Annotated in this window: 7 protein-coding genes and 4 pseudogenes; 4 read left to right on the forward strand and 7 right to left on the reverse strand. The window is 40.2% G+C overall.

The window, feature by feature from the left end; all coding sequences use genetic code 11:
- The first annotated feature begins 6 nt into the window (after nt 1-6).
- Together PN838_RS21770 and PN838_RS21775 are read left to right on the forward strand one after the other, a co-directional pair.
- A pseudogene (locus PN838_RS21770) lies at nt 7-1,090 on the forward strand (ATP-NAD kinase family protein).
- 10 nt (nt 1,091-1,100) lie between these two features.
- A complete protein-coding gene (locus tag PN838_RS21775) occupies nt 1,101-1,379 on the forward strand; it encodes a YfcL family protein (protein WP_215965091.1) in 279 nt (92 codons plus the stop codon).
- 177 nt (nt 1,380-1,556) lie between these two features.
- Here the strand turns inward: PN838_RS21775 and PN838_RS21780 are convergent, their stop codons facing one another.
- From PN838_RS21780 to nhaB, 4 genes and pseudogenes are all read right to left on the reverse strand, one after another.
- The gene (locus PN838_RS21780; RefSeq protein ID WP_272181963.1) at nt 1,557-5,429 is read right to left on the reverse strand and encodes an EAL domain-containing protein; all 3,873 of its coding nucleotides are present in this window, start codon (nt 5,427-5,429) and stop codon (nt 1,557-1,559) included.
- Between the two features lie 140 nt (nt 5,430-5,569).
- A complete protein-coding gene (locus PN838_RS21785) occupies nt 5,570-6,307 on the reverse strand; it encodes a hypothetical protein (protein ID WP_272181964.1) in 738 nt (245 codons plus the stop codon).
- A 231-nt stretch (nt 6,308-6,538) separates the two neighbouring features.
- A complete protein-coding gene (gene dsbB / locus PN838_RS21790; protein ID WP_272181965.1) occupies nt 6,539-7,069 on the reverse strand; it encodes a disulfide bond formation protein DsbB in 531 nt (176 codons plus the stop codon).
- Nucleotides 7,070-7,072: 3 nt separating this feature from the next.
- A pseudogene (gene nhaB / locus PN838_RS21795) lies at nt 7,073-8,654 on the reverse strand (sodium/proton antiporter NhaB).
- A gap of 205 nt (nt 8,655-8,859) precedes the next feature.
- Here nhaB and fadR point away from each other — a divergent pair.
- Together fadR and PN838_RS21805 are read left to right on the forward strand one after the other, a co-directional pair.
- Complete coding sequence (gene fadR / locus PN838_RS21800; RefSeq protein WP_215965086.1) at nt 8,860-9,573, forward strand: fatty acid metabolism transcriptional regulator FadR; 714 nt, start codon at nt 8,860-8,862, stop codon at nt 9,571-9,573.
- Nucleotides 9,574-9,688: 115 nt separating this feature from the next.
- Nucleotides 9,689-9,946 carry a DUF1289 domain-containing protein gene (locus PN838_RS21805; protein ID WP_215965085.1) on the forward strand — a complete coding sequence of 86 codons (258 nt, stop codon included), beginning with the start codon at nt 9,689-9,691 and terminating at the stop codon, nt 9,944-9,946.
- 125 nt (nt 9,947-10,071) lie between these two features.
- Here PN838_RS21805 and argH read toward each other — a convergent pair.
- The 3 genes and pseudogenes from argH to PN838_RS21815 all read right to left on the reverse strand — a co-directional run.
- A pseudogene (gene argH, locus PN838_RS21810) lies at nt 10,072-11,703 on the reverse strand (argininosuccinate lyase); the annotation flags it as partial.
- Between the two features lie 19 nt (nt 11,704-11,722).
- A complete protein-coding gene (locus tag PN838_RS27655; RefSeq protein ID WP_370661126.1) occupies nt 11,723-11,932 on the reverse strand; it encodes a hypothetical protein in 210 nt (69 codons plus the stop codon).
- A gap of 169 nt (nt 11,933-12,101) precedes the next feature.
- Nucleotides 12,102-13,342, reverse strand: a pseudogene (locus tag PN838_RS21815) (argininosuccinate synthase).
- Nucleotides 13,343-13,352: the final 10 nt, after the last annotated feature.

Below are 13,352 nucleotides of genomic sequence, written 5' to 3' on the forward strand. Positions count from 1 at the left end.
GCGGGTATGGGCGGAACCGTCGGGCTAAAAGGAAGTGATGAATTAACTTCAATTCAACAGGCTGAATCGTTAGGGGCAATTGCCCGAGCAAATCAACGAGCGAAAGTGGCATTGGAGCAATTTTTACAATTTGCTGCAGATGTAGATATTTTTACAGTGAGCGACCAAATGGGCGAAAACTTATGCCAGTCACTCGGGTTCTCGTACCAGGTTGTCTATCAAACAAGCTCAAATACCACTAACGCCCAAGACACGATTGACGCAGCAACACTTATGTCTGACATGGCATTAGACCTTATTTTATTTGCCGGGGAGATGGTACTGCGCGTAATATATGTGAAGCAGTAACCGACAATACGACTGTACTCGGCATTCCAGCGGGTTGTAAAATTCATTCTGGGGTTTATGCAATAACACCAAAAGCGGCGGGACGAATTGTCCATATGTTGATCGCTGGCGAACTTGTTTCAGTGCAAGAAGCAGACGTCATGGATATAGATGAGGCACAATTTAGGCAAGGTGTCGTGCGAGCCAAGCGTTTTGGTGAATTGCAGATCCCTTCAGAGTTACGCTATGTGCAAGCGGTAAAAATGGGCGGCAAAGAAAGTGATGAGTTAGTATTGCAAGATATTGCAGCCAGCGTCATCGACGCAATGGAAAGTGAAGAAACCTACATTATGGGCTCCGGTTCAACAGTTGCATTTATTATGGAAGAGCTCGATATCAAAAATACCTTATTAGGTGTTGATGTGATCAAAGATCACCAACTAATTGCGACGGATGTTACGACCAATCAATTACTACCTTTGTTAGAGCATAAACCCGTGAAATTAGTGATAACGCTTATAGGTGGACAGGGGCATATTTTTGGTCGGGGAATCAACAACTTTCACCGGAAGTCATCAGAACTATAGGTAAAGAGAATATTGTTGTCGTTGCAACAAAACGAAAGTTACAGGCTTTGGCGGGACGTCCCCTCATTGCAGACACTGGTGATATTGAATTAGACAAAATGTTGGCAGGTCATATTAAAGTGACAACTGGATATAAAGACCAAGTGTTTTATCCCGTTGGATATGAAGAAATATAAAAGGATACACATGTTAGATTTAGAACAACTAAGTGATGACGCGCAAGTTTACTTCGACGGTTATGTAGCAACCGGAACAGATGATGAGTTATTTGCGAGTGGCTATTTAAGAGGACACGTAGATTTGGTTTTAGGTGGTGCTTTAATGCAAAACAAAGCGCTAACAATGGACGAGTTTATTGAATTAGTTGAACAAAGCGTCAACAAAGCCATTAAAAATGGTGAATTGGAACAATCTGACGTAATTACGGTTAATAACGTCCTCAATGGCCTCCTAAAAACACTATAACAGCATATTAGCTCAAATAGGCTATCTAGTGGCTGTAGTAATAAATTACTTGCTACGTTGTTTCTAGTTCGTTGTTTTAAACAGGATTACAAGGCATCACGTTAATCTAAAGGCTGTATCTAACAGCCTTTTAATATATAGCTGGTAATGAATTGAGCCGTCTGAATTAATCGCTAGCTAACTGCCAACTGCGTTTTTCTTCGTAATATGTCTTACTGGCAAACTCAAAAACTCTTCGTAAACCAGTGGGCGGCTGAAGAAGTAGCCTTGAATAAACTGGCAACGATAGTTATGCAATATTTGCAGTTGCTCAACGTTCTCAATCCCTTCTGCAACAACTTTTAGTTCCATTGTTTCAGCAAGTAGCATTATTGCTTTGACTATGGCTGCATCGTTATCACTATTTGCAATCTCGATGATAAACGAACGGTCAATTTTTAGTGTATCGATAGGGAATTTTTTCAAGTAGCTTAGCGACGAATACCCTGTACCAAAGTCATCAATCGCAATGGTTATGCCCATGTCTTTAAATTGTTGTAAACGGTCAATATTGTCGTCTACATCTGACATAACCGCGCTTTCCGTAAGCTCTAACTCAAGCAGTTCTGGGGGCAGTCCGCTGCGTGTTAAAGCATTTCTGACGTTGTCGATAAGCGCAGTTTGCTTAAACTGAACACTTGATACATTGACTGAGACTTTACAATTTTCTAAACCTTCATCAAGCCATTGCTTTGCTTGTTTACAGGCGGTGTCCAAAATCCAGTTGCCTAGCTCGATAATCAGCCCGGACTCTTCTGCAATAGGTATAAACTCAGCAGGGGAGATAAAACCGAGCTCTGGACTGTTCCAACGGATAAGCGCTTCAGCCTTGGTAATTTCATTGCTAACAATGTCGACTTGCGGCTGATAATGTAAAACAAACTCGTTGTTTTTAACCGCATAACGCATTTTTTCTTCAAGCTGCAAACGTTCGAGAGCTCGATCATTGAGTTCATTTGAATAGAACTTAAAGGTTCTTCTGCCGTCTTCTTTAGCTTGGTACATAGCGATATCAGCATGTTTCATTAATTCATGAACTGTGGTGCCATGTTCAGGATATAGCGCAATCCCTACACTTGGTGTGACGGTTAATTCATAACTGTCGATCTTAATTGGACGTGATAAGCTCTCGATAATACGTTGCGTTATGAGTGTTGTTTCGGCAGCCGATTCAACATGACTTAAAAACAGCGTGAATTCGTCGCCGCCTAATCTAGCGATTTCATTATTTACAGTATTTACTTCGTAATTTCTTGCAACAAAATCACTGTCTCTAACGCATTCTTTCAACCGCTGTGCAATTTCTTGCAGAACCAAATCACCGTAATCATGCCCCAAGGTGTCATTGATTCGTTTAAATCGATCTAAATCAATGAACATAACCCCAGCTTTATAATTACCGCGTCGTGCAAGGGAGATAAATTTATCTAAACTCTCGTAAAAGCTCTGACGGTTTGGTAGACCTGTAAGTCCGTCAAAATATGCAAGTTGGTGTAATCTACGTTCATGAGATAACTGGCGTTGATGTCTAATCCGCTGGTTTCTTAACAGTTGAAGAAAGATCAAGATCGGGCCAAAAATATAGAATAGTTTGGCGTGGGTTGTCTTCCAAATGGGTGGCATAACTTCAATTGGGATCTGCAGTATTTCACTCCAAACCTCTTCGTTGTTACTACCCCTAACTTTTAGTGTGTAGCTTCCATCGGCTAAGTACGAAAATGAGATATGGTTGCTCGTGCCGATGTTACTCCAAGAAGAACTGAGTCCTTCCATCATATATTGATAACGATTATTTGACGGTTTTGTATAATCCAAGGCCGCAAACTCAAAGTCGATTATCGTATCTTCATAGTTCAGTTCTAATACACCATCAGCACGCAGCATGGTTTGTATCGGCTTTTCTTCGTTTGCGTGTACAAATTTAGTTAATTTAAGTTTTGGTTTATAAGAATTCAGAGGAACTTTATTTGCCTGAAAAGTGTTAAAGCCATTTGTGCCACCAAAAAATAGTCTGCCGTCTTTTGCTTTATAATAAGCGCTGTTATTAAAGTCTGAGCTTTGTAATCCGTGGGTCGTATTGAAGTTATTAATTTCAAAGTTGTTGGGATTAAGGCGCGATAGTCCTTTGGCGTGGCTTATCCAAATATATCCTAAGTCATCTTCTAGCAAGCTGTAGGTGAAGTTACTTGCCAGTCCTCTAGATTGATTAATAATATGTTGGGTTTTGTTATCATTGTCTTCAATCAATAACAAACCCGCGTCACTTGTTGCGAGCCAAACACCTTTTGCGGTTTTTATGACGGAAAATATTTCGTCACTACCAATAAAGTATTTGCCTTTCTGTTTTGTTGAATAGGTCGAGCTTTTATTATTTCTGGTGTCATAGTGAACAAGGCCCCCACCATGAGTTGCAAGCCATAGATCTTTATTATTGTCTTCGAATATATCCAGTATAAAGTTAGTTACAGCAGTATTATTGGTCTCAATATTATATTTATTATGGATAACCTGCTTGGTATTTGAATCTATGAGATTGACGCCACCACCATAGGTTGAAACCGCTAGGTTACCGTCTTTTAATTGAATTATTTTACTTACAGCGTTGTTATTTAATCGATTTGAAAATTCACTGTCTGCGCTGAATAAGACTTGTTCATAGTTCGTTAAATCAATATAAAACAGGCCGTTATCATAGGTACCAACCCATAGCCCAGTATCGCCATCCACCAATAGGCTTGTTATTAAGCTGCTATCTAAGTTTTTAAGTTTGTCGGAAAATGATGAATTAAACGGCGACATTGTCTTAGTATCAAAGTTCAATACGTTGACGCCACCATCTACAGTACCGACAAATAAATTGTTTTTGTTCATCGCAAAACTGGTGACAGAGGCAGAGGTCATAGTGCCAAACGGGTTTTGTTGAGCAATATGAGTGAAATCCGCCAGTTTTGCGTTCCACTTGCTCACACCTGAAACGGTACCAGCCCAAATTACACCGCCCTCATCTTGCATCAAAACTCGGACGTCATCGTTTATTAAACTTGAAATACGGCCAGATTCTTTTTGGTGAGGGATGAAGCGTTCGGTTTCATGATTGAATTCACACATACCATTAGGGGTAGCTAGCCATATATTATCGTTGTGATCTATAAGCACGTCATTTATCACACTGCTACACATAGTTGATTTAAATTGTTGTAAAAATTCACCAGATTCGGAAATAAGTAATAAACCGTCTCCTTCAGTACCTGCCCATACTTGATTTTTTGAATCAATATCTAAGCTGATTACCTTATTTGTCGGCAAAGTTTTTAATTCTACATTTAAAATATTAAATGTTTTTCCGTTGTCTTCACTAAGGTACAAACCGTTATTTTTCGTTGCGACCCAAATAACTTTGTTAGCCGAATAATCTAAGTCTCGAATATTACTATTATCAACAAGTTGTTTGAACTTTTGGGTGCTATCTATAGAACTAAAACGGGACGTTTTTGAATTAAAAACTGTTATCCCTGTTTCGCTGCCAAACCATAAGTTGCCATTACCGACTTCGGTAATTGAATTAAAATTTAATGATGTAATGTTAGGATTAGTTTTAGAACTAAAATTTAGAAATTTATCTTGTTCAGGTATATAAAGATGAATACCACCGTTACTTGTAGCCCACACTCGTCCTTCAGAGTCAGCATACATTTGCCAAATCCAATTATTATTTAAACCTTCTTCATTCGCCGAAACTGCAGTATAAATAGATGAGTTTGTACCATTAAATCGTGCTATGCCTCCTTGAGTAGCAAACCAGACGAACCCTTCTTTATCTTGAATAATGTCCATTATAGTAGGGTGTGGTAAGGTTGATTCAATATCGAGATGCTGAAAATGGATAGTATTTCGAACAGGGTCGAATAATGGATTAGCAGAACTAGAAATTGTGAAGAGCAATAAAGAAATTGATAGAGTAAATAATCTAAAATATTTCAGAGATAAGATTCTGCCTCTACCGTTGTGCATTTAGAAACCATTATTATTTTTATTATTATTATGGGGACAATTTATACCACATCTATTCGCAGAGTCACAGGCTCAGTAAAATAAAAAAGCCCAATTTTTTGAAAATCGGGCTTTTAGAAATTTAATGTATATTTAGTAGCCTAAGCTATGTCAGAACGTCCACCGTGACGACCCCAGATAACACCGGCGGTTTCAACACGTCCACCGTGACGACCCCAGATAACACCGGCAGTTTCAACACGTCCACCGTGACGACCCCAGATAACGCCGGCAGTTTCAACACGTCCACCGTGACGACCCCAGATAACGCCAGCAGTCTCAGCACGACCACCGTGACGACCCCAGATAACGCCGGCAGTTTCAACACGACCGCCGTGACGACCCCAGATTACGCCAGCAGTCTCAACTCGACCGCCGTGACGACCCCAGATAACCCCAGCAGTTTCAACACGACCGCCGTGACGACCCCAGATAACCCCAGCAGTTTCAACACGACCACCGTGACGACCCCAGATAACACCCGCAGTTTCAACACGACCGCCGTGACGACCCCAGATAACGCCCGCAGTTTCGTCTTTTGACTCAGCTTTAACGTCTTTATTTGTAAAACGAACTAAAGGGTTCATTTCGGAAATTTGTTTAACTTGATCTTCGTTTAGTTCCGCAGAGATTGCTTGGATCACAGAGAAGTTGTGGATAACTTCACCACCAACGTTTTGAACTAGTGATGTCATTGTTGCATTACTAGCGCCTTGAACTAAATACGCAGCTTCGTGCTGTGATTTATTGTTTTGTAGCGCATTTGCTGTTGCTGCTAAAGTGAATAGACTTGCCGTTACAACTGTTATTGTTTTTATTTTTGTTAGTAAGCTTTTCATCAGAAAGACCCTATTTCCATTAGTTTGATTTAAGGACTCTTTTCAAAGCAGTATATGTGCCAATCTATATCTTGTTGTTTTATAAGGGTTATAAGTGCGTGTTGCGGCAATGGATTGCCGGTGGCGGAAAAATGACGCCGCTTATGTTTTTGTAATATTGGCTTTTTTGGAAAGAAAGTTAGATTAGGTATAGTTATAAAAAAGCCGCTTAAGCGGCTTTAATTGAAAGTGTTAAATCTTTTTCTCGGTTATTAGCCGATTGATTAAAAATATCAGGAAGGTGAGTGAGTAGAAACTAAATATTACTGTCATCCACTGGGGCATCGACATTGCCATAAATGACCAATCAATGTCACCACACATGCCACGTGCTTCAAAAAATGCTGGGATCCATTCATGCAGCGCTAGCCAACTTGGAAAGTTTGGAAATGCGTCGCAACTTAATAGCAACATAAAGTTGTCAGGATCTTGCATAGCAACATGTTGCTTCGCGATGATCAAACCCCAAATACTGGCAATTCCCCAACCACTAAAGCTTATTAATCTAGCGATCAAGCTTGTAGGTGCGTAGGTAGCAGGTAAAGCCGCAACCATTATGGCAAATACCGCGGTACGCTGGTATATGCACATTACGCAAGGTTCTAAACCCATTCCATACTGAAAGTACAAGGCGATAATTTCGAATGTAAAAGCACTGAGGGCTAATAAAAGCCATGGCCAGCGAAGTGCTGGCCATGAAGATAAAGATTGGTTATTGCCCATTGATTAATGACCGGATTCAGTTGCACTACCAGCAGCAGAGTGGTGTTCAATTAAATTCATGTCGTATAAAGTTTGAGTCCAGTCCATCAACCCGTAATACGTCGCTATTAAACCGACAATTGACAATACGATAGTATAAGGAAGGGCCATATAAACCATCTTGCCATAAGATAATCGAATTAATGGTGCTAACGCTGAAGTTAATAAGAACAAGAACGCAGCTTGACCATTAGGCGTTGCAACACTCGGTAAATTTGTTCCTGTATTAATTGCTACAGCCAATAAATCAAATTCATCACGAGTGATGATGCCTTGTTTTAATGCGGCTGCCACTTCATTTATGTATACCGTACCGACAAACACATTGTCACTGACCATAGAAAGTAAACCGTTGGCGATAAAGAACATAACCAACTGCATTTTGCCTTCAAAAGTGAGAACCCATTGAATAACTGGAGCAAATAGCTGCTGATCAATAATTACAGCGACGACTGCAAAAACACACATAACAAAGCGGTAAAGGGAAGGGCTTCTTCAAATGCTTTACCAAGTTGATGTTCGTCAGTAATACCGGCAATTGCTGTTGCCAAAATGATGATCGATAAACCAATCAAGCCGACCGTCGCAAGGTGCAATGCTAGACCAACGATTAACCAAATCGCGATGAATACTTGTGAAAATAGTTTAACTTTGTCGCGTTTCGTCATTTTTGAGTCGCTTTCTTTATCATACTCGACAAGAATGTGACGGACTGTGTCTGGCAGTTCCGCGCCATAAGAAAACCACTTTAGTTTTTCAAGTAATACCGTTGTTATTAAACCAGCAATTAAAACCGGAATGGTCACAGGTGACATACGTAAAGCAAATTCAATGAAATTCCATCCAGCACGTTCTGCGATAACCAAGTTTTGCGGTTCGCCAACCATAGTACAAACACCACCAAGGGCAGTACCAACACCAGCATGCATCATAATGTTACGCATAAAGGCGCGGAATTCGTCCAATTCACTGCGCGTTGGCGTGTCAAAATGTTCATCCTCAGTGTGGTCGTGATCTGTATGATTACCGGGCTTACCTGATGCTACTTTGTGGTAAATCATATAAAAACCAGTGGAAACGGTAATAATAACCGCAACAACCGTTAAGGCGTCTAGAAATGCAGATAGAAAAGCGGATGCAAAGGTAAACGCTAGTGACAGCGCAATTTTTGATTTAACTTTTATCAGTAGTTTTGTAAATGAAAACATCAACAGGTCTTTCATAAAGAAAATACCCGCGACCATAAAGATCAATAACAAAACAACACTCAAGTTTTGAGATATTTCTGCTTCGATATGACCGGGTGAAGTCATTCCTATTGCAACAGCCTCAATAACAAGCAGACCGCCGGGCTGAAGTGGATAACACTTAAGTGCCATCGCTAATGTAAATATGAACTCTAATACTAATGCCCAGCCAGCGACATAGGGATCAAGTGCAAAAAGCATTGGGTTGATAATAAGACAAGCGATGATCGCCAATTTGTACCATTCAGGAGAGTTTCCTAAAAGTTCTGATAAAAAGCATTTACAGTAGATTGCTGCATACTTTTATTACCTTCCTTAAATTATTGTTGGGTGATGGATTCACTCTTATTTTGTTGAGCTAATGTACTAAAAAACTATCTTAATCCTATATAAATACTGTGAAAGTTCAAATTATTCCAACTAAAAGTTATATAAATAGGTGGTTGTGCATTAGGACTTATCTGGTACAATCAGTCCAGTCACCCAATAGAAGCAGATAGCTGAATGAAAATAATAAAAGCACAAAGTCCGGCCGGTTTTGCAGAAGAATACATTGTTGACTCAATTTGGAACAATCGATTTCCTCCAGGGTCTATTTTACCAGCGGAGCGCGAATTATCAGAATTGATTGGCGTGACACGCACTACATTACGTGAAGTTCTCCAAAGACTAGCCCGAGATGGCTGGCTTACAATTCAACATGGTAAACCAACTAAGGTTAATAACTTTTGGGAAACCTGTGGCGTCAATATTCTATCAACACTTGCAAAGCTTGATATTGATAGTGCTGCAGATTTAATTGACCAACTGTTGTCTGCTAGAACAAATTTAAGTGCAATTTATATTCGAGCTGCGATTAAAAACAATCCTGAGAAAGTTATCGAATTAGCACAAAAAGCCCAGACTGTATCAGACCACCCGCAAGAATTTGCGGATATGGATTATTATCTTAATCACGAATTAGCCCATGCGTCAGGTAATGCCATTTATGTCTTAGTTCTAAATGGATTTAGAGGGTTTTGGTCAAAAATTGCCGGCTACTATTTTTCTACAGATGAAGCCCGCGTACTGGCCAAAAACTACTATAAAGAACTTGAAATGTTTGCAAAAGAAGGCAAACACGATGAAGCAATTTACTTAATTAGAAAGTATGGTATTGACTCAGGTAAAGTATGGAAAGAAGTTCGTGCTTCATTTCCTACAGACCTTATTGAATAAATCCACATTGGATCATCAAAACCCGCACTAGCGGGTTTTTTATGTCTAATGAATGCGAATATAATCGGTGACGCAATCCCTTGCGTAGGCCGCGTGTCTAAATTAAACTCTGTGTATGCCACAATTAGAGCTTTTCCACATCCCCAGCCCATGCATCGGCGTTTGTCAAAATGGCACAAACGGCTTTTGCAAAGGGTGTTTTCGTAACCGCGATGAACGATATCAGTGGATGCAGCTTAGTGATGAAGGAAAACGTCACGTTATTAAGTTATGTAAATCTCGAAAAATTCGCTGGATTAAAAAGCAGATTGAAATTCGCCAGCAACAAATTCCCGTTACGGTTGATCCAACCCCTGATTTATTTGGTGATTAGTCACTAATAGCAACTTGCTTAGACAATTGGCTCAGAACTTAATTTTCTAAAATCAATGTAAAAAAAGAGTATTAAACTTATGTTTAATACTCTTTTTTATGAGCTTTATTTAGTTGAGTTTGATGTTAAGACTCAACAAAAGCCGTACGGATTGTTCCGGTTTTCATATCCAATGGCACTTCAGTAAAACCTACCGCATATTTACCAATATTGAGTTCCATTGCAAATTCATCGCAATTATCTTTACGCGGACACGCTTCGCAGTCTTTTAAAACTTTTTCAGGAAGAGATTCTTTTGCTGTTGGGACAAAACCTTGTTTGCCAAAAAACTCTGGTACACGGGTTAGAACGATTACTTTATTTAATCGGATCGCCTGAGCATGACGCAATATTCGGCTAATTAGTCGTTGACCAATACGTTTGCCCTGTGCTTTTGGCGTAATACCTACAGAACGGATCTCTGCAAGACCAGTTTGATAGATGTACAAACTCGCACAACCAATAATTTTTGGTTCATCTGGATTTGAAAGATCTTCTGCGACAACAAAATCTTGAATATCATGAATGATACTGTCTTTTGTTCGTGGCAGAGTATCTCCAGCTTCCGTCCAAACGGCAACAATGTCATGAATTTCGTTAACGTCAGTCATTCGTGCGTCACGGATCACAACTTTATCAGCTTGAGTGATTTGAGTTTGCCAGAAGTCAACTGCATTACGAACTTGATTAACCGCAGTACCGCCAGTGACGTTACGCTGATTAATCGCGTTGAGCGGATCAAGCCAAGGGTATAAATCATCGGCAATTAAGTCGCTAAATTGTTGATATTGCTCGATACTTAAAGCTTCTAGCGTACAGTTTTGTTCAATACAAAAACGAACAGCTTCGCCAACAACGTCATGCGCGTCTCTAAACGGCATGCCTTTAGAAACCAAGTAATCGGCTAGTTCAGTGGCGTTACAGAAGCCTTTTAATACAGCTTTGTACATATTGTCTTTATTAACTTTAATGTTAATTAAACATTGGTTTGCCATAACTAAACAGTTTTGCCAAGTTGTTAATGCATCAAATAAACAAGGTTTGTCTTCTTGCATGTCTTTGTTGTAAGCCAGTGGCAAAGATTTAAGTAAAAAGGCGATGTTATTTAATGCCCCTAATACTCGGCCTGTTTTACCACGAACAAGTTCCCAACCATCTGGGTTCTTCTTCTGAGGCATCAAAGATGATCCTGTTGTAACGGCATCACCAAAGCTTAAAAATGCTGCTTCCTGAGTATTATAGAAGATGCAATCTTCTGCCATACGGGACAGGTGGATCATGCTTAAACTTGCCGCACTGATCAATTCAAAAACAAAATCACGGTCTGAAACGGCGTCTAAACTGTTTAATGTTGGCGCATTAAAACCGAGGTTTTGAGCCAATGATTCACGATTAATTGGATAGGCTGTTCCGGCGAGAGCACCTGAGCCTAATGGTGAGAAATTCAGACGATATAAAGCGTCACGTAAACGGCTTAGGTCGCGCGAAAACATTTCTACGTAGGCCATGCACCAGTGACCGAAACTAATTGGCTGGGCACGCTGTAGATGCGTGTAACCTGGCATAATAGTATCAGTATGATCATTCGCAATGGTAATTAACGTTTGCTGAATGTCTTTTAAGTTGTCTTGCAGCATTTCACCTGTGGTTTTACACCACAAACGCAAATCTGTACTGACTTGGTCGTTACGGCTGCGACCGGTATGTAATTTTTGCCTAACTGACCGACCTTTTCAATTAAGTTTCGTTCAACCCAACTATGAATATCTTCATCGGTATCATCAGTGATTTTTTCTGGCCTGACCTTACTTCACTCAGTAATTCATCAAGCGCAGCTTTGAGGTCTGTTAATTCAGCTTCTGAAATAACACCTGCTTCACAAATGGCAGTCGCCCATGCTTTTGAGCCGACAATGTCCTGCTCAACTAACTGATAATCAAATGGCAGAGAGTCATTAAATTGCTTAAAAAGGGATCTAAATCCTCAGTAAATCTGCCGCCCCATAAACTCATACATTACTCCGAAGATTGGGAAACTAATTTTATATTAAACTAGGCTTACAATAACAAAGCAATATGACAGTGAAATTAACCCTGTCATATCGCTTTCATCTAAATTACTTTTGGCTGTTTTTGGTCATCGCTTTAATACGGCTAGACAAGCTATATAAACGAATAAACCCTTCAGCATGTTTTTGGTCATAAACATCATCCGCACCAAATGTCGCGAAGTCTTCTGAATATAAACTGTTTGGAGAACGACGTTTAACGACTGACGCTGTTCCTTTATACAATTTAACCACGACGTCACCGGTGACGTCTTGCGCTAATGAAGTTGCGCCGGCAAGGATAGCTTCACGAAGCGGTGTAAACCAACGTCCATCATAAAGAAGGTGCGAAAATTCATGGCCAAGTGACTCACGGTATTTAAGCGTTTCTTTATCAAGAATTAACGTTTCTAGGCCTTTATATGCTTTGAATAGGATTGTGCCACCAGGCGTTTCGTAACAACCACGAGACTTCATACCAACTAAACGGTTCTCAACGATATCGATACGACCAACGCCATGTTCTGCACCTAAGTCGTTTAGCACTGTAATTGCATCAACACCTGAATATGCTGTGCCATTAACTTTTGTTAGCTCGCCATTTTCAAAACTTAACTCAACATATTCTGCTTTGTCAGGTGCTTGTTCTGGCGATTTTGTCCAAGTCCAAACGCCGTCTGTTGGCTCCTGCCATGGATCTTCTAACTCACCACCTTCGTGAGAAATATGCCAAAGATTAGCGTCACGGCTATAAATTTTAGTAACACTTGCCGTGGTAGGTACATTTTTTCAACAAGGTAAGCCAACAAATCTTCACGGCTTTCCATGTCCCATTCACGCCATGGCGCAATAATTTCTAGTTGTGGTGCTAACGCAGCTACTGTGCTTTCGAAACGAACTTGGTCGTTACCTTTACCAGTACAACCGTGTGCAATCGCGTCTGCACCTAATTTAAGGGCAAGTTCAACCTGAGCTTTCGCGATCACTGGGCGAGCAAGTGATGTCCCTAGTAAGTATTCACTCTCGTAAATAGCGCCAGTTTTTAAAGTTGGGAAAATAATATCGTTAACAAATTCGTCACGTAGGTCGATTACGTGGCATTCACTTGCACCTGATGCAATGGCTTTTGCTTCGATGCCTTCAAGTTCTTCATCGCCTTGACCAACATTTGCTGCAAATGCAATGACTTCAACTTCACCGTTTTCACCTTCGTAGTTTTCTTTTAACCAAGGAATAATCGCTGAAGTGTCTAGTCCACCTGAGTAGGCCAATACGATTTTGTTTACTTTTTTGTTTTGCTTAATAGCCATGTTAAATATC

Source organism: Psychrosphaera algicola (assembly GCF_028401425.1).
Taxonomy (GTDB): Bacteria; Pseudomonadota; Gammaproteobacteria; order Enterobacterales; family Alteromonadaceae; genus Psychrosphaera; species Psychrosphaera algicola.